This window comes from Bradyrhizobium sp. STM 3809 (assembly GCF_000239795.1).
Taxonomy (GTDB): domain Bacteria; phylum Pseudomonadota; class Alphaproteobacteria; order Rhizobiales; family Xanthobacteraceae; genus Bradyrhizobium.
In genome coordinates this window covers 57,921-78,015 of the sequence record NZ_CAFJ01000265.1, presented here as the reverse complement: position 1 = coordinate 78,015, position 20,095 = coordinate 57,921, and the positions used below count along the sequence as shown (strand labels likewise).

Sequence of the window (20,095 nt, the reverse complement as noted above, 5' to 3'; positions counted from 1 at the left end):
GGCTGCCGGCCTTGTAGTAGATGCCGGCATGGATCACTTCGCTGTTGCGAGATGACGTCACCGTGCCGATGTCCTCGGCGGCCTCCAGGACGATGACCTCGCGGCCCGCTTTGGCCAGTTGGCGGGCGATGGCCAGCCCCACGACTCCCGCGCCGACAACGACGCAATCCACTCTATCCATTCGCGTTTCCGAGACGATTCCGAGAACTCATTGACCGCTACAATCGCCAGTGGGCGGGGCCCCGATCCAGAGCACGCCATTGCTTAGCAAACCATTCATCATAGAACGGCATCGCCGGGATTTGCTTCGTGTTTTTCGAAGTTTGCCGAAAGCGTTTACCCGATCCAAACCGGTCGAGCCAGAGGATGCCATCCGAATACCGCGGGTGATTGATGGCTGGCAACTTTTGGCAGGCAAGCGACCGAAACGCGTATCGTGCGCGTGGCGTTGCGGCCTGGATGGCCGCCACGGCAGTGATGATGGCTGCCTTGTCGACACCAGCCTGGGCTACCGCCGATGTCTCGCCGTCCAGTTCCATCGGCTCGGTCGAGCCCGACGTGCTGTGGAAGGTCGTCATCGGCGGCATCGTCGTCTGCGCCTTTCTCGCTTCGGTCTTGATCTGGATCCACTCCGCGCTGCGACGCACCAAGCGGGCGCAATTGCGGCGCAACGCCTTCATCAGCTCGGCCCTCAACAATCTTAGCCAGGGCCTGATGATGACCGACGCCAGCAATCGCGTCGTCTTCTACAACCGCCGCTTCCTCGAGATCTACGGCATGAGCCGGGCGGACATTCCTCCGGGTTGCACGGGGCGGGATCTGGTCGAACTGCGGCGCCAGCGGGGACTGCTCAAGCTCACCATCGAGGACTATGCCCGCAAGGCCCGCGAGCCCGACGGCTGCCTGACCGAGTTGCCGGACGGCCGCGCGATCCGCGCCAAGATTTTTAGGCTCCCGACCGGCGGATCAATCGGCATCCATGAAGACTGCACGGTGCAGTGCCGGCTCGAACGTGAGCTGGCCTCGACCAAGCAGTTCCTGGAGTCGGTGATCGATCAGGTTCCCGTCTGTGTCGCCGCCAAGAACATCGAGGACGGTCGGTATATCTTCGCCAACCGGGCGTTCGAGCAATTCTCGCAGATGTCGCGGGAACAGATCATCGGCCGGCGCCCCGGCGAGCTGTTCGGCGACGAGACGGCCGCCAACATCGCGGCTGCCGATCGCGCGGCATTGCTGGCGCCCGGCACCACCCATCGCAGCGAGCTCGTGGTTCGGCGCGGCGACGACAAACGCATCCTGGAATCCCACCGTGTCGTCGCGCGCAACGACAAGAACGAGCCCCAGTTTCTCATCGCGCTGTTCGACGACGCCACCGAGCGTCGTTCGCTCAGCCTCGAGCTCGAGAAGACCAAGAAGTTCCTGGAGCTCGTCGTCGACAACATCCCGGTGTCGCTGATCGTCGAAAGCGCCCGCGACGGCCGCTATCTGCTCGCCAACCGCCGCGCCGAGATCATCCTCAACCGCAAGCGCGAGGACGCCACCGGCTTGACCGCGGCGGACATCTTCAATCCGCGCGAGGCCCGGCTGATCGTGGCGCGCGACGAGGCCGCCATCAGGAAGCGCGGCGCGATGACCGAGGAGCACCCGATCTCGACCAAGGACGGCCTGCGCCTGTTCCTCACCCGGCGGGTGACGGTCATGGGTGAATCCGACGAGCCGCAATATCTGATCAAGACCTATGAGGACGTCACCGACCGGCGCCAGACCGAATCGCGGATGGCGCACATGGCCTATCACGACGGCCTCACCGATCTGCCCAACCGCGCCGCCTTCCTGCAGGCGCTGAGCCAGATGATCGAGGCCTGCCGCGACACGGGCGAGGAGTTCGCCGTGCTGAACGTCGACTTGAAGGCCCTGAAGGATGTCAACGACGTCTTCGGCCATGCCATCGGGGACAAGCTTCTGATCGAGGTCGCGCGCCGCGTTCATGCCGTGGCCCGCGGCGGCGTCGTGGCGCGACTTTCCGGCGACGAGTTCGGGCTGATCATCGACGGCAAGCAACCGGAGGCGGGCAGGGCACTGGCCGAACAGCTGGCCGAGGCGATCGCCGTCGAATTCCAGATCGACGGCAAGTCGATTCGCACCGCGCTCACCACCGGCATCTCGGTATTCCCCCACAACGGCTCGGACCCGGCCTCGCTGCTCGCCAATGCCGGCGCCGCCCTGTTCCGCGCCAAGGCCAAGGCCCGCGGCAGCATCACCTTCTACGAGCCCGAGATGGACCAGCAGATCCGCGATCGCCGGGTGCTGCACCAGGAGCTCTCGGTCGCGATCAAGCATGGCGAGCTGTCGCTGTACTTCCAGCCGCAGGCGAGCTCCGGCCGCACCGTCGATTCCAGCGAGATCATCGGCTTCGAGGCGCTGGCGCGCTGGCAGCATCCGGTCCGCGGCTTCGTGCCGCCGAGCGACTTCATCCCGCTCGCCGAGGAGAGTGGGCTGATCGTCGAGATGGGCGAATGGATCCTGCGCGAGGCTTGCCGCGAGGCGGCGTCGTGGCCGAAGCCGCTGCAGGTCGCAGTCAACCTGTCGCCCGCCCAGTTCGTGCATGGCGATCTCGTCGGTCTGGTTCATTCGATCCTGCTCGAGACCGGGCTGTCGCCGGGACGGCTCGAGCTGGAGATCACCGAGGGCGTGCTGATCGAGGACTTCGATCGCGGCGTCTCGCTGCTGCGCCGGCTGAAGGCGCTGGGCGTCCGCGTCTCGATGGACGATTTCGGCAGCGGCTACTCGTCGCTCAGCTATCTGCAGGCCTTCCCGTTCGACAAGATCAAGATCGACCGGGCGTTTGTCATGAATCTCGGCCGCAACCCGCAATCGGCAGCGATCATTCGTGCGGTCATCGGTCTTGGCCACGGCATGAACATGTCGATCGTAGCCGAGGGCGTCGAGACGCCCGAGCAGCTCGGCTTCCTGGCCGAGCAGGGCTGCGATTCGGTTCAGGGCTATCTCCTCGGCAAGCCGCTGCCGATCGACAAATATGACGGCATCGTCGGACGCGCCCATGACGATGTGGTGGAGAGCGTGCGGAAGACGGGCTGACTTTCGGGGCACGTCAGAGGCTGTCGCGCAACAGCGTGGAATTATCCGCTGACTCTCCGACTCCGCGACTACGAGAATCATCGGTGCAGGTCTACGATCGCGCGTCCTGACACGCTCGAAGACCTGTGCGCATGGCGGACTACGATCTTGCAATCATCGGTGGAGGTCTGAACGGCGTCAGCCTGGCGCGCGACGCGGCCGGCCGCGGCCTGCGCGTGATCCTGCTGGAGCAGGGCGATCTCGGCGGCGCCGCTTCATCGGCGACGTCCAGGCTGGTGCATGGCGATCTCGCCGCACTCGAGCGACGCAGCGTCCTGCGCGTGCGCAGATCGCTTGCCGAGCGCGACATCTGGCTCGCGATCGCCCCGCATGTGGTGCGGCCGATCCGTTTCGCCATACCCGCCCCCGCCAACGAGCGTCCGCACTGGCAGCTGCGGACCGGCCTCTGGTTCTACGACCGGCTTGCCGCGCGAAGGCAGCTTCCTTCGGCGACAACGCTCGACGTGACGCATCATCCGATCGGCGATGCGCTGAAGCGTCCGATCGGCACGGCGTTCGAATATTCGGACTGCGTGGTCGACGACTCGCGCCTCGTGGCGCTGACGGCGCTCGACGCCGCCGAGCGCGGCGCGGCCATCCGGACCGGCGCCCGCTGCATCCGGGCTGACCGCGACCGCATCTGGCGCCTGGCGATCATCGACCGCGGCCATCGCCGCATCGTCACCGCCGGCGCGCTCGCCAATGCCACGGGGGCGTGGAGCGTCTCGACGGCGGAGACGGTGCTGCGCCAGCCGCCGTTGCGTGTCACCGCGCGGCAGGTCAACCAGGTCGTGGTGCCCCGGCTGTTCGATGTCGATGCCGTCTACGTGTTTCAGAATTCGGACGGGCGGCTGATCTTCGCCCAGCCCTATGCCGGTGACTTCACCCTGATCGGAACCGTTGCTCATGGCTTCACTGGCGATCCGGCCGTGGTGACCATGCCGGCGGCCGACGTGGTCTATCTGTGCAAGGCGGCGAACCGCTACTTCCGCTCGGACATCCAGCCGGCCGACGTCGTCAGAACGGTCGCCGGTGCCAACATGATGCTGCGCGGGAGTGAGAGCGGACAGCTCGAGACCGTGGTGAGCTTCCAAGCCAGTCGCGGCGAGGCACCGCTCCTGACCATGTGCGGTGGCGATGTGACCACGGTTCGAAGCCGCGCTGAGCAGGCCATGTCCAGGCTTGCCAGGTTCTTTCCGATGTCGCCGCGCTGGACTGCCGAAGCGCCGCTGCCGGGGGGCGATTTCGACTGGAAACGTTTCGAGGACCTCGTCGATGACGCCGGGGATCGCTGGCGCTTCCTCGGCGAGGCCGAGGCACGGCGGCTGGTCGGCGCCTACGGTACCCGGCTGAGCGAGATCCTCGGTGACGCCACCAGCCGGTCGGATCTCGGCCTGGCCTTCGGCGCGCAGCTCACGGAAGCCGAGGTCCGCTATCTCATGACCAGGGAATGGGCGCGGTTTCCCGAAGACGTGCTGTGGCGGCGGACGAAGCTCGGCCTGACCCTCTCGGCCGTCGAGCGCGACGCGCTGGCGGGGTTCATGGCGCGGGCAGCGGGCGTTGGGAATGCTGTCCCGCCGCGCGACGGGGACGTGAACGGGGATAGCGCGGCGCGTGCGGTTGAGCTGCAGTCGATCGGCGGCTAGCTTGCCCTCGCCGCGCCGTTCAGGCCGGCAGGGTGAATTGACCGGATCATGGCCGACGACATCGCGACTTCAGAGCCCGCCGCCGAGCCGGCGCCATCGCCGCAAGGGGAGCAGCGCCCCGATCCTCAGCCTCCCGTTCTGCGTATCGAGAACGTCGTCAAGACCTTCGGCAGCTTCCGCGCGGTCGACGGCCTCTCGCTGGACATCCGCGCCGGCGAATTCTTCGCGCTGCTCGGTCCCAGCGGCTGCGGCAAGACCACGCTGCTGCGCATGCTGGCCGGCTTCGAGGCGCCGGACGAGGGGCGTATCCTGCTGTCGGGAGAGGACATCGCGCAGATGCTGCCGCACCAGCGCCCGGTCAACATGATGTTCCAGAACTACGCGCTGTTCCCGCATCTGAACGTGCGCGACAACATCGCCTTCGGATTGAGACGCGCCGGCATGCCGCGGGCCGAGATCGCCACGCGCGTGGCCGAGATGGTGGCGCTGGTCCGGCTCGAAGGGCTCGAGAAGCGCAAGCCCGACCAGCTGTCCGGCGGCCAGAAGCAGCGCGTGGCGCTGGCGCGCTCGCTGGCGCGGCGACCGCAGGTGCTGCTGCTCGACGAGCCGATGGCCGCCCTCGACAAGAAGCTGCGCGAGACCACGCAAGCCGAGCTGATGGAGCTGCAGCGCCGGCTCGGCATGACTTTCATCATCGTCACCCACGACCAGGAGGAGGCGATGACGGTGGCGACGCGGATCGGCGTGATGAACGCGGGCAGGCTCGAGCAGGTCGCCGTTCCGCGCAGGCTCTATGAGGAGCCGGCCTCGCGCTGGGTCGCGGAGTTCGTCGGCGACATCAATCTGTTCGAGGGCGAGGTGACGGCGCGAGAGCCGCTGCGGCTGCGGGTCGCGACCGCGACGGCGGGCGAGCTCGTCGCTGCGCAGCCTGTGGCTGCGATCGGTGAAGGCAGGGTCGCCGTCGCGATCCGACCCGAGAAGATCCGCCTCGCCCTCCGGCGACCGGCCGGCGATGCCGCCGCGATCAATTGCGTCGAGGGCGCCATCACCGATGCGAGCTATCTCGGCGGCAAGACAGTGTACAAGGTCAGGCTCGATGGCGGCGCCGTGCTGCACGCCGCCCAGGCCAACACGGCGCGGCTCGATGCCGACGGCTACGGGCTGAACCAGCGCATCGTCGCCTGGTTCACGCCCGACGATTGCGTGGTGCTGGAGCGATGAGCGCGCGCCGCATCTTCTCGCGCCCGGCGCGCTTCGCCGCGATCGCGCCCTATGTCTGGATGGTGCTGTTCTTCCTGGTCCCGTTCGCTTTTGTCGCCAAGATCAGCCTGTCGCAGACCGCGATCGCGCAGCCGCCCTATACGCCGGTGTTCTCGCTGGCAGAAGGCTGGTCGTCGCTTTCGGAGGCATTCGCCGCGCTGTCGCTCGACAATTTCCGCCTGCTGCTGTCGGACGATCTGTATCTCGCGTCCTATCTGCGCAGCGTCATCGTCGCTCTGACGTCGACGGCGATCCTTCTGCTGATCGGCTATCCCATCGCCTATGGCATGGCGCGGCTTCCGAAGCGCTGGCAGGGCATCGCGATGATGCTGGTCATCATCCCGTTCTGGACTTCGTTCCTGATCCGCATCTATGCCTGGGTCAACATCCTCCAGCATGACGGCCTCTTGAACCAGATCCTGCTCGCGCTGCATCTGGTGTCCACACCGGTGGTGTGGCTGTCGACCGACAGCGCGATGTATGTCGGCATCGTCTACTCCTATCTGCCGTTCATGATCCTGCCGCTGTTCGCGACCTTGACCAAGCTTGAGCCGGCGCTGGAGGAGGCCGCCGCCGATCTCGGCGCGACGCCGCGCGAGATCTTCTGGCTGGTGACGTTCCCGCTGTCGCTGCCGGGCGTCGGTGCGGGCGCCCTACTGTGCTTCATCCCGATCGTCGGCGAGTTCGTGATTCCCGACCTGCTCGCCGGCTCCAAATCGCTGATGATCGGCCAGACCCTCTGGCTCGAGTTCTTCACCAACAAGGACTGGCCGGTCGCCTCCAGTATCGCCGTGGTGCTGCTGGCCGTGCTGCTGCTGCCGCTGCTGCTCTACGACAGGCTGCAGCGCCGGCAATTGGAGGAGAGCCGATGATGGAGGGTGCGCTCCCGATGCGCGCTCCGCCGCTCACCCGCCCCTGCAGGGCAGGGCTGTCACATATGGAGATGCGGAGCTGTCCTGCCGAACCATCCTGCCGATTAGTTCCTCCGTCACGCCCGGCCGTGACGACGCGGAGAGAGACGGAAACAAAATTACGATCGTCAAAGGCGATAGCCCTGGAAGGGAGGGGCGTCCAAAGCCGAGGCTGCTTAGAGTCTTACTTCAAGCTGAGGTCTGCTTCGCAGGAGTTCGCCGCTCATGCCTAAGCCCTCCCGCCTCTCCCGTTTCAACGTCGCCTCGCTCTCGCTCGGGCTGGCCTTCCTGTATCTGCCGATCCTGATCCTGGTGATCTACTCGTTCAACGCCTCGCGGCTGGTGACGGTGTGGGGCGGCTGGTCGATGCGCTGGTACCACGAGTTCTTCAACGACCGCGCCATGATCGACGCCGCCTGGATGAGCCTGCGCGTCGGCGCGACGTCGGCGACGGTGGCAACCGTGCTCGGCACGCTCGCCGCCGTGGCGCTGTCCCGCGGCCAGGGTTTTCGCGGCCGCATGCTGTTTTCCGGCATGCTCTATGCGCCGCTCGTCATGCCCGAGGTGATCACCGGCCTGTCGCTGCTCCTGCTGTTCGTCGCGCTGGACGCCGAGCGCGGCTTCTGGACCGTGACGATCGCCCACACCACGCTGACGATGTGCTTCGTCGCCGTGGTCGTGCAGTCCCGCCTGGTCTCGCTCGATCGCAGCCTTGAGGAGGCCGCGATGGACCTTGGTTGCGATCCGCTGCGCGCGTTTGTGATGGTCACCCTGCCGCTGATCGCGCCGGCGGTGGTCGCCGGCTGGTTGCTGGCGTTCACGCTGTCGCTCGACGATCTCGTGATTGCGAGCTTCACCACGGGACCGGGCTCGGCGACCCTGCCGATCCGGATCTATTCCGAGGTGCGGCTCGGCGTGAAACCGGAGATCAACGCGATCTGCACGCTGGTGATCGGGCTGATCGCGGTGGTGATCGTGATCGCGTCGCTGGCGTCGAAACTGTCGAGCGACCGCGGCGAGAGCGCGGCCCCGCTGTAACGGCCGTCATTGCGAGCGCAGCGAAGCAATCCAGGGCCGAGCAAGCACTCTGGTTGCTTTGCTCGCAATGACGGAGGATGTCGTGGCGGCGTCACTCAACAGTGAACAGCTGCAACGCGGCGGCGACGACGGTGCGATGGACTGCGCCGCGATCGACTGACGGCGGATCGACGCAGCAGGCCGGATCGGAGCTGCGGCCGAGCTCGGTGCTCTCGGGCAAGAAGACATAGTGGCCGGCGTCGGCGGCAACAATGTCGAACGCGCTGCTCGCCAGGCGCTCCTGCAGCCAGCGCGAAGCCGGCAGCAGCGCATCCGCGCCGCCGACCATGATGCGGGTGGGAACGTTGATCGCGGCGACGCTCTCCGCGGAGAAGCCCTGCACCGAACGGCCCGGCGCGAGCAGCAGCGCCGCCTTGATTCGAGGATCGTAGTAGGACGCCGACATGCGCGCCCAGGAGTCGCGGAAGATCTGGCTCTCCTCCATCAAACGCGGCAGATGATCTACGAGGTCGGGAAACTCGCGCGGACCCCGGCCGAGATTGGCGCCGGGTTCAAACGGCGAGCGGATCATGACCGCGCCGAGCAGCGAGGTCGCCGTGACGCCGCCAAGCGAATAGCCGACCGCGAAGATGCGATCCGGATCGATGCGGCCTGCGATGTCGGGATGAGCCAGAAGGTGGTCGATCAGCAACGACACATCACGCGGCCGCTCCCATGAGCACAGGAAGCCCTCGGCGCGGTACGGTTCGGCATTGCTGTTGCCGTGATGATTGACGGCCACAGCGACGAAGCCGCGCGCGGCCAGAGCACGCGCCAGCCATTCGAATTGCAGCCCGTTGCAGCCGGTGCCGTGCGAGTAGACCACCAGCGGATACGGCCCGTTCGCGGCGAGCGGAGCATTCAAGGCGGCAGGGCCAGCCTTGAACCATCCTTCGGGCCAGGGAGCGATCGAAAGCCCGGCTTCGACCGCGTCGTCCGCGGCGGGATACCAGGCGAACCAGTCGACCGGCCGCGGGCCGTCGCCATCCCAGTTCGTCCGCGAGGCGTCCTCGAACCGGCCTTGCCGAAATCCGACGCGCATCACGCCGTCACGACTTCACGGCGCCCGCGGTCAGTCCGCCGACCATGTAGCGCTTGAAGGCATAATAGACCGCGGCCGGCGGCAGCGCGTAGATGAAGCCGGTGGTCATCAGCAGTTCCCAGGGCGAATCGTCGGCGGCGAGGAAGTTGCCGAGCGCCACCGGCAGCGTGATCGCCTTGTCGTTCGACAGCAGCAGGAAGGCGTAGAGATATTCGTTCCAGGCGAGCAGCACCGCGTAGGTGCCGATCGCGACCAGCGACGGCATCATCAGCGGCACATAGACGAGGCGGAAGATCTGCAGCGGGCTCGCGCCGTCCATCACGGCGGCCTCGTCGAGTTCGACCGGGAGCTTGTCGGAGGCCTGCTTCAGCACCCAGATCGCGTAAGGTGAGGCGATCGTCACCATCGCCAGGATCAGCGACCAATCGTTGTTGAGCAGGCCATACTTGCCCATGGTGCGATACATCGGCACCGCGAGGAACGCGGCCGGAATGAAATAGGTGAACAGCGCGAGATTCATCACGACGCGGCTGCCCGGAACGCGCAGGCGCGAGATGGCGTAGGCGGCGCAGGTCGCGATGATCAGCGTCAGCGCTCCGACCGCCGCCGCGATGATCACGGAGTTGCCGAACTGAATCCAGAAGTCGCGCAGGAAGTAATGCTGCTGGTGGAACACGATCGAGAAATTGTGCAAGGTCGGATGGTCCGGCCACAGCTTGCCCGAGAACGCGTCCTCCTTGGGCGAGATCGCGAACAGGAACATGTGGTAGATCGGAATCATCGTCCAGATGAAGACGGGGATGCCGATCAGCAGCAGCCGGGCCTCGGTGCCGACCTCGCGCAGGGTGGGGAGCTTCATCGCGACAACCGCTTCATCATGAAATAGACCAGGGGGAGCACCAGCGGCATCGCGCAGACGATCGAAGCCATCGCGAGGCTGAGCTGGTCGAGCCGGAGATAGCGGATGCCGAGCGTCGACAGCACGTGGGTGAGGTCGGCCGGTCCGCCGCCGGTCAAGAGATAGACGCTGTTGAAGTCGCCGAGCGTCCAGATCATCGAGAGCAGCGTGCAGGTGATGTACAGCGTCTGCATCGACGGCCAGGTGATGTAGCGGAACTTCTGCATCCAGGTCGCGCCGTCGACCTCGGCGGCCTCGAACAGGTCCTGCGAGATCGCGAGACGACCGGTCATCAGGATCAGCGTCCAGAACGGCAGCGACTTCCAGATATGCATGCCGATCGCCATGCCCAGAGCAACGCTCGGGTTGTTCAGCCAGTTCGGGCCGTCCTCGCCGGTGAACTTGAAGATCAGCTGGTTCACCACGCCCCATTCGGGGTTGAGCATGAAGCGGACCGACAGGATGGTCGGGATCGACGGCACTGCCCAGGGCAGGATGAAGATGACGGACAGCCATTTGATCCAGCCGCGCTGCTGCACGAAGAAGCCCGACAAGAACAGCGCGATCAGCATCTTCAGATTGATGCCGATGAGCAGGAAGATCAGCGTGTTGACGGCGGCCCGCGCGAAGATCGGATCGTTGAACAGCGCGACATAGCTCGCCGGGTCGCGCGCCAGCCACAGGCCGTAGCCGACGGGATAGACGACGAAAGCGAGGAAGACGAGCAGGTACGGCGCGAGCATGACGATGCCCCAGACCTGGGGCGGGGTCAGCCGCGCCGGCCGTGGTGCCTCCGCGAGTGCGGGATCGGAAGCTGAGAGCGTGATCGCCATGGTGTCTCTCTTGCGTGTCTCTCTTGGTCGTCTGTTCCCGTCGATAACGAACCGGCCGCAGGGGCTGCGGCCGGCAGGTTTGGGTGTTGCGAGGACGTCAGGCTAGTGCATCGCAAGGCGAGAGACTAGCCCGCGACCTCCTTGATGCGGGCGATCAGCTCGTCCACGGCCTTCTCGACCGGGACCTTCTCGCTGACCACGCGGTTCATCGCCTTCGCCCAGACGTTCTCGTTGTTGAGGATCGTGAACTTGTAGTTCTTGGTAAAGTCGAACGGCGAGGTGCCGCCGGTGAACTGGGTGTAGACGGCCTTGCGATGGCGGTCGGCCTGCCAGAACGGGCTCTTCTGGCCGGCTGTCGTCACCGGGAACCAGCGGCCCAGCGCGCCCTCGACGTACGGGCCGAGGTTCTCTTCCTGCATCAGGAACTTGATGAACTCCTTGGCCTGCGCCTTGTGCGGCGCATTGGCGAAGATCAGGCCGGTCTTCACGTCCGAGCGGTACTTGATCGGCGTGCCGTCCGGCTTGTTCGGGAAGGACGCGGTGATGATGTCCTCCTCATAGGCCTTCTTGCCGGCGGCGCGCTGCTCGGGCGTCAGCGCCTGGTTGGTCGAATCCTCGAACCACTTGGCCGCGATCGAGATCGTGAAATTGTGCGTCATCACGATCGTCTTGTTGTGGAAGGCGACGTTGTTGTCCGGGTCCTTCCAGGTCGTCGAGGACGGCGGGGTGCAGCCCTTGATGTAGGTGTCGGTGTAGTCCTTCAGGGCCTTGATCAGGCCTTCGCGCACCTTGGGATCGTCGACCAGGAGCTTGCCGTCGTCATCGACCAGCTTGACGTTGTAGGCGTCCATGAACGTGTAGAACGACTGGAACGAGTCGGTCGATTCCACGCCCATCGGCTGTCCCACGCCGTAGATGCGCTGGCCGGTCGCCTTGCGGATACCCGGCTGCACCTTGTCGCACCAGAACGTCCAATAGTCTTCCCACTTGGTGGGGATGTCGCTCTGCTTGAAGCCCGCCTTCTCCAGCATGTCGCCCCAGATCTGGACGTGCATGCTCTGCTGCTTCAGCGGGAAGCCGTAATAGGCCTTCTTCTTGGTGACGTTGTTGTACAGATAGGCGGTCTCGATCGTGTTCGGGGCGAACGCCGACTTCATCGGCTCCAGGATGTCGGTGAGGTCCTCGAGCTTGCCTTCATACGCCCACTTGCCCTGCGCCTGCACGTCGTAGGTGTCGGCATAGGCGACATCCGGCACGGTGCCGGAATCGAGCGCGGCGACCGTCTTCGGGATCATGTCCTGGATCGCATATTGCGACAGCTCGACCTTGATGCCGGTCTTGGCCTCGAACTTCTTGACGACGTTGAGCAGCGCATCGTCCTCGGACTTGTAGAAGCCCTTGCTCCACCAGATCGTGATGGTGTCCTGAGCGACGGCTGGTGCTGCAGCGCAAAAAAGCCCGGCGGCTGCGACTGCGATTGAAATCGCACCCATTCCTCTGGATTTCACGTGTCTCTCCCTGATCCGCCGATCTTGCTTGATCGGTTGGGGCGGACACTAGCCCAGGGATCAGATGCGATCCAGAAGTAATATATCAGACATAGGTCGTGGCCGCGGCTCCGACGCGACCGCGCTTCACGCGGTCGCGCTGATCAGTTCTGTTTTGTGGGACCGTCGCTTCCGGGAGCATCGGCCTGCGGGGCATTGTCCTGCTGCGCCGGACGCAATCCACCGCCGGTGAACCGCTCGAGCATCGAGCGCACCTTGCGGTCCTTGAGCGCGTCGAGCAGGGGCGCTGCAGCGGGCGCGCGGCGGATCAGGCTTTCCGGATCCGGGAAGATCAACGGATCTTCCCACGGCCCCTGGACAACGAAGGGCAGCTCGAAGCCGCTGCCGCCATTGCCTGCTGCCAGCAGGCTCGCGACGCCCTTGAAGTCGTATTCGCGGCTCGGCACCGACGCCGTGCCGGTCATCGTGATCCGCGCGGTCGGGCTCTCGACGCGGATGTCCTCCGCGGTCGCGACGCCGTCGGCGAATTTCACGGCGATCGTCAGCGAATCATAGGGCGTCGATCCCGTGCGGAAATTGCCGCCGCGCGACAGCGGGCTGCGCTCGAGCCGCTTCAGCAACTGCTCGACGTTGAAGCCGGAGATCGCGCCGTCGCGGCCCTGCAGATTGGCGCTGCCGTCGAGCGATTGCGCCAGCCCGAACGGGCTCGAGCCGGAGGCCGTCAGCGAGACGTTGAGGTTGCCGCGGCCCGACAAGGAGGAGACGCCGAACATCTCGTTGGCGCAGGCCTGCAGGTCGACGTCCGTGAACTGCAACTCGGCCTTCACGTCGGCCACGGTATCCGCCCGCGCAATGCCGAAGGAGCCGCGCACCACGCCGCCATACATCTGCGCTTCGCCGACCGAGAGCGCGAGCACGCCGTTGCGCAGATTCGCGCCGAACGCCGTCCGTCCCAGCTTCGACGAGCCCACCGTGACCTTTGCGGCCGATAGCCGCATATCGAGGTCGGTGGTCGACAGCGCCTTCAGGTCGAACAGCTGGCGGTTCCAGTCGCGCGCGCCGTTGGCGAGCAGCCGGAACGTCGAGATATACGGCGTGAAATCGAGCGCATCGGCCGCCAGCGTCGCCTGCAGCGCCTGGCGCCCGTTGTTGACGTAGGTCATCACGCCCTCGGCCGTGTTGCCGTCGAGCTCGACATTGACGTTGGTGAGCGCGACCGAGGCGCCGACCACGTTGGCGCGCGCGCGCAGGGCGAAGCGCCCGAAGCCGCCGCCGCCGAGCGGGGTCTGACCGGTCCAGCGCAGCGCGTCGCGCAGCGAGGGGCTGTCGACCGTCAGGGTGCCTTCCATCAGCGCGCTGGTGCGATTGGCGACCGTGCCGTCGAACGCCACTTTCAGCGGCGCACTGGCGAGGCGCATCTTCAGACCGGAGCGGTCGCCGGACAGGGCCGCCAGGAAGTCGCTGACGCTGATCGAGCCCTCGATGCGCTGGCCGCGCCAGTCGAATTGCCCGGTCGCGGCGAAGGAGCGCGAGATCGACGGCCAGGCGAGCGACAGGTCGATGTCGTCGAGCCGCTCGGAGGCATGGTGGCTGGAGTCCTCGTAGACCAGGACGCCATCCTGGATGCGGATCTCCGAGAACGACATCTGGCTGTCCGGACCCGGACGCATGGTGCGCGCGATGGTGTCGATGAAGGGCGTCCAGTTGCTGTTGCCGTCCGCCTCGCGGGTGACGTTGATCTGCGGCCGCAGCATCATGACGTCGGCGATCTCGAAGCGCTGCAGCAGCAGCGGCAGCAACTGCAGATTGGCGGTCAGCACGTCGACGCGCAGCGCCGGATCATCCGTGGTGCTGCCCTTGAAGCCGACGTCGTGGAACGAGACGTAGCTGCCGGGGAACAAGGAGACGTCGATGTTTCCCTTGACGACGAGCTCCAGTCCGGTCACCGCGCGAATCTGGGCCTCGACGGCGCTCCGCAGGGCTTCGCGATTGACCAGCCACGAGCTTGCGAGCAGGCCCACGAAAGCAATCCCGAGCAGCACCGCGATCGGTGTGCCGAGGCGCCTCATTCCTTGGGCCATGGTCACAGACATGTCCTGGGGTCGTCGGATCGCTGGTTCCTGAGGATGGGCAGGGCGCGCCGAAAACCCTTGCCAACATCAACAACTTGATGCGTTTTCTTGACGCTTTCAAGGCCGCGCCGCCGGTGTGGCGGGATTGCGGCTGGCGCCGCTCGTCCGGAGCTCCGGACAATTCCGGAGCGGCGAGCCGGTGCGACAGCTAAAGCACCGGCTGCGCGTTGGGAAGCCATCATTGACGCATTGCGAAGATTTCGCCTAATACTCCAACAGATCTCCGCGCGGTCGTCGCTTTCCATCAGGTCATTTCCGTATGAACAAGGTCTATTCGGACGCCAAATCCGCCCTTGCTGGCCTCCTCAAGGATGGCATGACCATCATGTCCGGCGGGTTCGGCCTGTGCGGCATCGCAGAAACGCTGTCCGATGCCATCCGCGAGTCCGGGGTGAAGGACCTCACCGTCATCTCCAACAATGCCGGTGTCGACGGTATCGGCCTCAGCCGGTTGCTGGAGACGCGGCAGATCAAGAAGATGATCTCGTCCTATGTCGGCGAGAATAAGCTGTTCGCACAGCAATATCTGGCCGGCGAGCTGGAGCTCGAATTCTGCCCGCAGGGCACGCTCGCCGAGCGCATCCGCGCCGGCGGCGCCGGCATCCCGGCCTTCTTCACCAAGACCGGCGTCGGCACGCTGGTCGCCGAAGGCAAGGAAGTGCGCGAGTTCGACGGCGAGAAATATCTGATGGAGCGCGGCCTGTTCGCCGACATCGCGATCGTGCATGCCTGGAAGGGCGACACCGCCGGCAACCTCGTTTACCGGAAGACCGCGCGCAACTTCAATCCGATGATGGCCACGGCGGCCAAGGTCACGGTGGCGGAGGTCGAGCACCTGCTGCCGGCAGGCCAGATCGATCCCGACCACATCCATACGCCGGGGATCTTCGTGAAGCGCATCATCCAGGTTGGAACCGCGCTCAAGCGCATCGAGCAGCGCACGGTCCGCAAACGTGAGCCGGCCGCTGCAGCCGGGGAGGAAGTCTGATGGCCTGGACGCGAGAGCAGATGGCGGCGCGCGCCGCCAAGGAATTGCGGGACGGCTACTACGTCAACCTCGGCATCGGCATTCCGACGCTGGTCTCGAACTACATCCCGCCCGGCGTCGATGTCGCGCTGCAGAGCGAGAACGGCATGCTCGGCATGGGTCCGTTCCCCTATGAGGGCGAGGAGGATCCCGACCTCATCAACGCCGGCAAGCAGACCGTCACCGAGCTGCCGATCACCAGCTATTTCTCGTCGGCCGATTCGTTCGCGATGGTCCGCGGCGGCCACATCGACCTGTCGATCCTCGGCGCCATGCAGGTCGCCCAGAACGGCGACCTCGCCAACTGGATGATCCCCGGCAAGATGGTCAAGGGCATGGGCGGCGCGATGGATCTCGTCGCCGGCGTCAAGCGCGTGGTCGTCGTCATGGAGCACAGCGCCAAGGACGGGCCGAAGCTGCTCAAGCAGTGCACCCTGCCGCTCACCGGCGAGCGCGTGGTCGACATGGTGGTCACCGATCTCGCGGTGTTCACGATCGACAAGCACGGCAATGACGGCATGGCGCTGATCGAGCTCGCCGACGGCGTCACGCTCGACGAGGTCAAGGCCAAGACCGAGGCCGAGTTCCGGGTCGCCCTGAAGAACAGCTGAGCCGCTACCAGCGCCGGCACAGCAGCTCGGCGACCTTGACCGCAAGGCGGCATGCCGTGTTGTGGCTCGTCGGGGCGGCCGGCGACGTCATCCCACTCAGGCTTTGAATGACGAGACAGGGCACGCTGCGGTTGAGGCAGATCATCCCTGTCACATAGGCGGTCCGGTCGGCGGCGAGGGCGCCGGGAAACGCCGCCGAGATGTCGGCCTCAGTGCCGCCGTCCTCGCGCGTGACCGTGACGCCTTCAAAGAACACGCCGATCTCATCGCGCATGGTGGCGGCCGACTCGTGGGCGAGGCGGCAGAGCTCCGGATCGGCGGGGATGATCATTCCCCCGTCGTTGGGAGAGGGGAGCTCGGCAATGCTCAGCGCATCCCGCAATCTGATCTCGATGCGGAATGGGGCCAGGGCGGCGGCGATGACGAGCTGGCCGGGGCCGGCGCCGACGAAACGGGCGCCGTGGCCGGCTTGCGGAAGAATGGTGCCGAGCGGCTGGGCGCGCCCCGGCATGATGATCCAGCGTGCGCCATGCTCGTCGATCGCCACCGACGTCGCGCTTGCCACCTCGGTCATGGACCGGCCGAGGCAGATCACGGCATGAAAGCAGGAATGCCGGATGATGGCGCGCGCCGCATTGCGCTGCTCGATCAGCGTGCCCGGACCCATTGCCTGGATCAGGCCCTCGATATCCTCAGCCGTCTCGACGACGAATCCAATCGTATGGGCCTTGGCGTGGAGGAAGCGCAGCGCCTCGAGCATGGCGCTGATGCTGGCCTTGTCGCGATCGTCGAGCTGCGGCCAGAGCGCCTCGAGCACGTCCAGCGAGGCCTCGATGCTGGCGCCGATCACGCCCTGGCCGAGCGGCCGCCCCGGCGTCTCGCAGCGGTAGAGCTCTTCGAGCGTCTGCAGCACCGTTCGCCGGTCCTTGACGGCGGCTGCGCCCTGCAGGATGCGCGCGAGGACAAGCGCACGTTTGCCCGGTTCGAGCGGGACGGCGAGCCATGCGAAATCAGCCAGCTCGGCGGCCTGTTCGCTCGCCGCCCTTTGAAATTCACCGACCACCTGACCGTAGTGCCAACTGACCTGCCACGGCATCACCTGGCGCCCGCGATATCTGCCGCGATCGATCCGTTCCAAGGCCTGGGACTGCAACTCGTGCCGCAGATCCGGGTCGAAGCCCGACATGCGCGTATCCAGCAGGCGGTGAGCCCGTGTCGCGATCGCCGGGCCAAACCATTCCTGGTCGGGCTCGCCGACCGACAGCCCGCTCGGCATCCGGATGTGAACGGTCCTGCGAAACTGGTCCAGTTCGCGTCGGGCAACGCGCTCCGCGGTTGGTGAGAGCGTCTGCACCTCGCAGAAGGCGTCGACGACGCTGGCCCAGTCCCAGAAATCCTCGCCGTAAAACGGGATGCGATATTGACGGCTGGCAACGATCCGCGTGCAGACCTCTTCGATGGCCGGCGCCATGCGATCGAGCAAGTCATGGCGCGCCACCGCCGGATCGGCGAGACATTGGTGGACGACGCGCACCGCGGTCGCATTGACGACGTGCCAGTCCCTGGCCGCGAATTTCGGTGACGTCCGCAGATATTCCAGCGCGTCGACCAGACAGCGCCCGGCCAGCGCGCGGGGCGAGTTGTCATCGAACCAGCTGGTATTGCCGATCCCATAGCCATGGAGGTCGGACGTGAAGAAGACCGGCGGATGTCGAGAAACCACACTCGCCTCCTGGTCCGCTTACCGCGTCTCTCAACGACTATTGTCTAACGTTTGTAGATCAAGTATCGCAACCAAAAGTTGATAGAGCGTGACTGGTATTTGTGCCAGTGCCAGGGCACCGCGCACGCGGTGCGGTCCCTGGAGCGCCGGAGGTGGAACGTTCGTGCTCAGATGCGGATGGCGCGGATCAGGCCGCTCAGCCGTTGCGCGATGCTGCGGCTCCATGTGGGCGGCTCGCGGATCAGTCGGAAGCCGAGATTGGCTGGAGGCCTGCCGGAGGCGCAGCCGCCGGCGCGCGCATCGCGGATGAAGTCGGTCACATAGGCCCGATGCGCGCCTTCGGCGAGGCGGACACCGCAATTGCTGACGGTCTTGACGATGCGTCCGGTCTGATCCTGCACCTTGCGGGTGAAGCAGGTCGAGGTCCATTCCCAGACATTGCCGGCCAGATCGGCGACGCCGTGCTCATTCCTGCCGAAGCTGCCGAAGCTGCGCGGGGTCGGATCGTCGGGAAGGGCGGACTCGCGTTCGTAGCGGGCGATCCATCGACGCGCGGGATCGGCATCATCGACTGGGATGCCGTCGTCCTTGAAGCGGCTGCCGGCCGCATGCGCCCACTCGGCGTCGGTCGGCAGCCGATAGCGCTGACCGGTCCTGAGCGAGAGCCATTCGGCATAGGCGATGGCATCGAGCCAACTCACCTGGACGGCCGGACGGTCGATGGCGGTGGACGCGTCACGCTCCATGGCGCGGCAGGCGCGGGCTTCGACGCAGGCCTGGTAGTCGGCGGCGCTGACCTGATGGGTCATGATCGTCAGCGGGCGATCGAAGCGGATGACGCTGATCGGCGCCTCGGCCTGGCGGCCGTCGCGAACATAGTCACCCGATTCGCGGTAGTCGATCGTTGCCGGCGCGATCTCGACGAGCGCCGGTTCGGCGATGTCGGTTGCCGGCACTTGGAGCCTGGCGACGATCGGCGCGATGGCCGTAGGGCCGGCGATGCCGACGACGCAGGCGAGAGCGATCTTGAGCTTGAAGGCGAGAAGCATGGCAGCACATCGGGGAAAGTGGGGGCCGGTCGCACCGGCCCCCGATCTGATCAGTTGGTCGAGCCGGTCGGAATGTCGGCCGGCGCCTTCACCTGCATCATCAGGTCATCGTTCCACTTGCCTTCGACCTTGAAATGCGCGGTGGCGCCGAGATCCGCCGCCTCGATCAGGTTGTGCGTGACATAGGCGTAGATGCCGGGCTGCAGGAACTTGTAGAGCGCGGCTCCGGCCGACCCGCCACGGATGAACCAGGTCTCGAGCCCGGTCTCCGGCGCATTCGAGAACTTGCCGGTCTCCCAGACATAGTCGCCATGGCCGCCGATCAGATGCGGGCGGCTGTCGCGGTTGGCCTGCGAATGCACGATCAGGACGTTCTCGCCGACATTGGCCGTGAGCGCATTCTTTCCAGTGAGCGCGCCGACCTTGCCGTTGAACACGACATGGGTCGGCGTCAGCTTGCGCATGACCTCCTCGGTGTCGCTATAGGCTTCGCCCGGCGAGTCGTAGGACTTGAAGTTGCCCTTCTCGTCGCGCGGAACGTAGAGGTCCTGCTCGCCGATGTAGTAGATGCGGTCGTAGCGCAGCGCATGGCCGTGGCCGTCATTGAGACCGTCGCGCGGCAGCACCATCACGGCACCGTTCATACCCGAGACGACGTGCCAGGGAATCATCGGGCCGCCCGGGGCGCAATGATAGACGAAGACGCCGGTCCGGGTCGCCTTCCAGCGCAGCACGACCTGCTCGCCGGGGTTGATGAGTGTCAGCGCGCCGCCGCCGAGCGCGCCGGTGGCCGAATGGAAGTCGATGTTGTGCGGCATGGTGTTGGTCGCCGGGTTCACCAGCGTCACCTCGACATAGTCGCCCTCGTGCACGACCATCAGCGGGCCAGGCATCGAGCCGTTGAATGTCATCGCCTGGAAGGTGGTGCCCTTCTCGTCGATGACCATCTTCTTTTCCTGGACGACGAGCTTGAACTCCATGATCTTCGGGCCCTGCTTGGTCGCCTGCTCATGCGCATGCACGAATGGCGGGGGGACGAGATCGACCCTCTGGCGCGGCAGCTTGAGGTCCTCGGCAACAGCGGGTGTCGCAAGCATCATCGCGGCGATGGCTGCACTGAATAGGGCGGTGCGGCGGGTCAACATGGATCGCTCCTTCGTTGGATCTGTTGGTGTGCCGCAAAGCAGCATGCGCCCGTTGGAACCGGGCTTGTTTGTGCTGCAACAAGCAATTTGGCGTT

At 65.7% G+C, this 20,095-nt stretch carries 17 protein-coding genes; 7 read left to right on the top strand and 10 right to left on the bottom strand.

The window, feature by feature from the left end; genetic code table 11:
- Together BRAS3809_RS34875 and BRAS3809_RS37320 are read right to left on the bottom strand one after the other, a co-directional pair.
- Positions 1-181, bottom strand: a 181-nt coding sequence (locus BRAS3809_RS34875) for an FAD-dependent oxidoreductase (protein ID WP_139017360.1), incomplete at its 3' end; no start/stop codon positions are given.
- Between the two features lie 37 nt (positions 182-218).
- Positions 219-578 carry a hypothetical protein gene (locus BRAS3809_RS37320; RefSeq protein WP_240535685.1) on the bottom strand — a complete coding sequence of 120 codons (360 nt, stop codon included), beginning with the start codon at positions 576-578 and terminating at the stop codon, positions 219-221.
- Between BRAS3809_RS37320 and BRAS3809_RS15075 the strand changes: the two genes are divergently transcribed.
- The 5 genes from BRAS3809_RS15075 to BRAS3809_RS15055 all read left to right on the top strand — a co-directional run bounded on the left by BRAS3809_RS15075 (position 460) and on the right by BRAS3809_RS15055 (position 7,993).
- Positions 460-3,099, top strand: coding sequence for a sensor domain-containing protein (locus BRAS3809_RS15075; protein WP_502685668.1), 2,640 nt, complete (start codon positions 460-462; stop codon positions 3,097-3,099). The two genes, BRAS3809_RS37320 and BRAS3809_RS15075, sit on opposite strands and share 119 nt — an antisense overlap.
- Before the next feature lie 131 nt (positions 3,100-3,230).
- Complete coding sequence (locus BRAS3809_RS15070) at positions 3,231-4,784, top strand: glycerol-3-phosphate dehydrogenase (RefSeq protein ID WP_008962978.1); 1,554 nt, start codon at positions 3,231-3,233, stop codon at positions 4,782-4,784.
- A 48-nt stretch (positions 4,785-4,832) separates the two neighbouring features.
- The gene (locus BRAS3809_RS15065; protein WP_008962977.1) at positions 4,833-6,005 is read left to right on the top strand and encodes an ABC transporter ATP-binding protein; all 1,173 of its coding nucleotides are present in this window, start codon (positions 4,833-4,835) and stop codon (positions 6,003-6,005) included.
- Positions 6,002-6,916, top strand: a complete 915-nt coding sequence (locus BRAS3809_RS15060; RefSeq protein ID WP_035656341.1) for an ABC transporter permease — start codon at positions 6,002-6,004, stop codon at positions 6,914-6,916. The genes BRAS3809_RS15065 and BRAS3809_RS15060 overlap by 4 nt, the downstream gene beginning before the upstream one ends.
- A gap of 264 nt (positions 6,917-7,180) precedes the next feature.
- Positions 7,181-7,993, top strand: a complete 813-nt coding sequence (locus BRAS3809_RS15055; RefSeq protein WP_008962975.1) for an ABC transporter permease — start codon at positions 7,181-7,183, stop codon at positions 7,991-7,993.
- Positions 7,994-8,084: 91 nt separating this feature from the next.
- Here BRAS3809_RS15055 and BRAS3809_RS15050 read toward each other — a convergent pair whose 3' ends face one another.
- The 5 genes from BRAS3809_RS15050 to BRAS3809_RS15030 form a co-directional block, all read right to left on the bottom strand.
- Positions 8,085-9,074 carry an alpha/beta hydrolase family protein gene (locus BRAS3809_RS15050; protein WP_008962974.1) on the bottom strand — a complete coding sequence of 330 codons (990 nt, stop codon included), beginning with the start codon at positions 9,072-9,074 and terminating at the stop codon, positions 8,085-8,087.
- A gap of 7 nt (positions 9,075-9,081) precedes the next feature.
- Positions 9,082-9,933, bottom strand: coding sequence for a carbohydrate ABC transporter permease (locus tag BRAS3809_RS15045; RefSeq protein ID WP_008962973.1), 852 nt, complete (start codon positions 9,931-9,933; stop codon positions 9,082-9,084).
- A complete protein-coding gene (locus BRAS3809_RS15040; RefSeq protein WP_008962972.1) occupies positions 9,930-10,805 on the bottom strand; it encodes a carbohydrate ABC transporter permease in 876 nt (291 codons plus the stop codon). The genes BRAS3809_RS15045 and BRAS3809_RS15040 overlap by 4 nt, the downstream gene beginning before the upstream one ends.
- A gap of 125 nt (positions 10,806-10,930) precedes the next feature.
- The gene (locus BRAS3809_RS15035) at positions 10,931-12,313 is read right to left on the bottom strand and encodes an ABC transporter substrate-binding protein (protein ID WP_008962971.1); all 1,383 of its coding nucleotides are present in this window, start codon (positions 12,311-12,313) and stop codon (positions 10,931-10,933) included.
- Positions 12,314-12,456: 143 nt separating this feature from the next.
- On the bottom strand, positions 12,457-14,394 hold the full coding sequence (locus BRAS3809_RS15030; RefSeq protein ID WP_035656339.1) for an AsmA family protein: 1,938 nt from the start codon (positions 14,392-14,394) through the stop codon (positions 12,457-12,459).
- A gap of 310 nt (positions 14,395-14,704) precedes the next feature.
- Between BRAS3809_RS15030 and BRAS3809_RS15025 the strand changes: the two genes are divergently transcribed.
- The gene (locus BRAS3809_RS15025) at positions 14,705-15,433 is read left to right on the top strand and encodes a CoA transferase subunit A (protein WP_008962969.1); all 729 of its coding nucleotides are present in this window, start codon (positions 14,705-14,707) and stop codon (positions 15,431-15,433) included.
- Complete coding sequence (locus BRAS3809_RS15020; RefSeq protein ID WP_008962968.1) at positions 15,433-16,083, top strand: CoA transferase subunit B; 651 nt, start codon at positions 15,433-15,435, stop codon at positions 16,081-16,083. The genes BRAS3809_RS15025 and BRAS3809_RS15020 overlap by 1 nt, the downstream gene beginning before the upstream one ends.
- A gap of 4 nt (positions 16,084-16,087) precedes the next feature.
- Here BRAS3809_RS15020 and BRAS3809_RS15015 read toward each other — a convergent pair whose 3' ends face one another.
- The 3 genes from BRAS3809_RS15015 to nirK all read right to left on the bottom strand — a co-directional run bounded on the left by BRAS3809_RS15015 (position 16,088) and on the right by nirK (position 20,000).
- A complete protein-coding gene (locus tag BRAS3809_RS15015) occupies positions 16,088-17,806 on the bottom strand; it encodes a hypothetical protein (RefSeq protein ID WP_008962967.1) in 1,719 nt (572 codons plus the stop codon).
- Positions 17,807-17,973: 167 nt separating this feature from the next.
- Positions 17,974-18,855: an SUMF1/EgtB/PvdO family nonheme iron enzyme gene (locus BRAS3809_RS15010; RefSeq protein ID WP_008962966.1), complete on the bottom strand. Its 882-nt coding sequence runs from the start codon at positions 18,853-18,855 to the stop codon at positions 17,974-17,976.
- Between the two features lie 50 nt (positions 18,856-18,905).
- Positions 18,906-20,000 (bottom strand): copper-containing nitrite reductase, encoded by a 1,095-nt coding sequence (nirK, locus tag BRAS3809_RS15005; RefSeq protein WP_008962965.1) that lies wholly within the window; start codon positions 19,998-20,000, stop codon positions 18,906-18,908.
- Between the last annotated feature and the right edge of the window lie 95 nt (positions 20,001-20,095).

Excerpts from the sequence above, each read along its gene's own strand:
- BRAS3809_RS15075 (WP_502685668.1), top strand. The coding sequence starts at position 460 with ATGGCCGCCACGGCAGTGATGATGGCTGCCTTGTCGACACCAGCCTGG.
- BRAS3809_RS37320 (WP_240535685.1), bottom strand. The coding sequence starts at position 578 with ATGACGACCTTCCACAGCACGTCGGGCTCGACCGAGCCGATGGAACTG.
- BRAS3809_RS15070 (WP_008962978.1), top strand. The coding sequence starts at position 3,231 with ATGGCGGACTACGATCTTGCAATCATCGGTGGAGGTCTGAACGGCGTC.
- BRAS3809_RS15065 (WP_008962977.1), top strand. The coding sequence starts at position 4,833 with ATGGCCGACGACATCGCGACTTCAGAGCCCGCCGCCGAGCCGGCGCCA.
- BRAS3809_RS15060 (WP_035656341.1), top strand. The coding sequence starts at position 6,002 with ATGAGCGCGCGCCGCATCTTCTCGCGCCCGGCGCGCTTCGCCGCGATC.
- BRAS3809_RS15055 (WP_008962975.1), top strand. The coding sequence starts at position 7,181 with ATGCCTAAGCCCTCCCGCCTCTCCCGTTTCAACGTCGCCTCGCTCTCG.
- BRAS3809_RS15050 (WP_008962974.1), bottom strand. The coding sequence starts at position 9,074 with ATGCGCGTCGGATTTCGGCAAGGCCGGTTCGAGGACGCCTCGCGGACG.
- BRAS3809_RS15045 (WP_008962973.1), bottom strand. The coding sequence starts at position 9,933 with ATGAAGCTCCCCACCCTGCGCGAGGTCGGCACCGAGGCCCGGCTGCTG.
- BRAS3809_RS15040 (WP_008962972.1), bottom strand. The coding sequence starts at position 10,805 with ATGGCGATCACGCTCTCAGCTTCCGATCCCGCACTCGCGGAGGCACCA.
- BRAS3809_RS15030 (WP_035656339.1), bottom strand. The coding sequence starts at position 14,394 with ATGGCCCAAGGAATGAGGCGCCTCGGCACACCGATCGCGGTGCTGCTC.
- BRAS3809_RS15025 (WP_008962969.1), top strand. The coding sequence starts at position 14,705 with ATGAACAAGGTCTATTCGGACGCCAAATCCGCCCTTGCTGGCCTCCTC.
- BRAS3809_RS15020 (WP_008962968.1), top strand. The coding sequence starts at position 15,433 with ATGGCCTGGACGCGAGAGCAGATGGCGGCGCGCGCCGCCAAGGAATTG.
- BRAS3809_RS15010 (WP_008962966.1), bottom strand. The coding sequence starts at position 18,855 with ATGCTTCTCGCCTTCAAGCTCAAGATCGCTCTCGCCTGCGTCGTCGGC.
- nirK (WP_008962965.1), bottom strand. The coding sequence starts at position 20,000 with ATGTTGACCCGCCGCACCGCCCTATTCAGTGCAGCCATCGCCGCGATG.